Consider the following 1,057-nt stretch of genomic DNA (forward strand, 5'->3'; position numbering starts at 1 on the left):
GAGTTCCACGCCTTCGCCGTCACCCTGCGCGAAGAGATCAAATCCATCAAGCGTTGCCAGGAGCTGCTGCTGGAAGTGAACCTGGGGGCGACCGCCATCGGTACCGGTCTGAACACTCCGCCCGAGTACTCTGCACTGGCTATCAAGCGTCTGGCCGAGATCACCGGTCGTGCCTATGTGCCGGCAGAAGACCTGATCGAAGCGACCTCCGACTGTGGCGCCTACGTCATGCTGCACGGCGCCATCAAGCGTCTGGCCATGAAGCTGTCCAAGATCTGTAACGACCTGCGTCTGCTTTCCTCCGGCCCGCGCACTGCACTGAAAGAGATCAACCTGCCGGAAATGCAGGCCGGTTCCTCCATCATGCCGGCCAAGGTCAACCCGGTTATCCCGGAAGTGGTCAACCAATCCTGCTTCAAGGTATTCGGTAACGACATCACCATCACCTTCGCCGCCGAAGCCGGTCAGCTGCAGCTGAACGTCATGGAGCCGGTGATTGGTCAGGCGATGTTCGAATCCCTGAGCCTGATGGAAAAAGCCTGTATTTCCCTGCGCGAGAAGTGCGTGGAAGGTATCACCGCCAACCCGGAAATCTGCATGAATCACGTGCTGAACTCCATCGGTATCGTGACCTACCTGAACCCCTTCATCGGCCACCACGAAGGGGATATCGTCGGCAAGATCTGTGCCCAGACCGGCAAGAACGTCCGTGAAGTCGTTCTTGAGCGCGGTCTGCTGAGCGCCGAGCAGCTGGACGAAATTCTCTCCATCGAGAACCTGATGAACCCGCAATACAAAGCCAAGCGTTTCACCCGCGAAGCTGCCGTATAAGCGAGTGTGGGCCGGGATCTTCCCGGCCCATAAAGTCAGTTCCCGATTGGTCTTTATCCCCAGCCCGATCGGGAATTGGCTTTTTGCCAAATAAAAACCAAAAACTAAAAAATGGAGTTATCGCTATGATTGGAATCGAGTTACTTGTCGTGCTCGCCGCTATCTATCTGGGGGCCCGGATAGGCAGCATCGGCATCGGCTTTGCCGGTGGTCTGGGGGTACTGGT

General features: G+C 57.0%; 2 protein-coding genes. Both read left to right on the plus strand.

The window, feature by feature from the left end; translation table 11 throughout:
- On the plus strand, positions 1-831 hold an 831-nt coding region (locus tag G5358_RS21280; RefSeq protein ID WP_421324902.1), incomplete at its 5' end, for a lyase family protein.
- 125 nt (positions 832-956) lie between these two features.
- Positions 957-1,057: anaerobic C4-dicarboxylate transporter family protein (locus tag G5358_RS21285; protein WP_421324903.1), on the plus strand; the 101-nt coding region annotated here is incomplete at its 3' end.

Source organism: Aeromonas sp. 604176 (genome assembly GCF_049170755.1).
GTDB lineage: Bacteria > Pseudomonadota > Gammaproteobacteria > Enterobacterales > Aeromonadaceae > Aeromonas > Aeromonas veronii_A.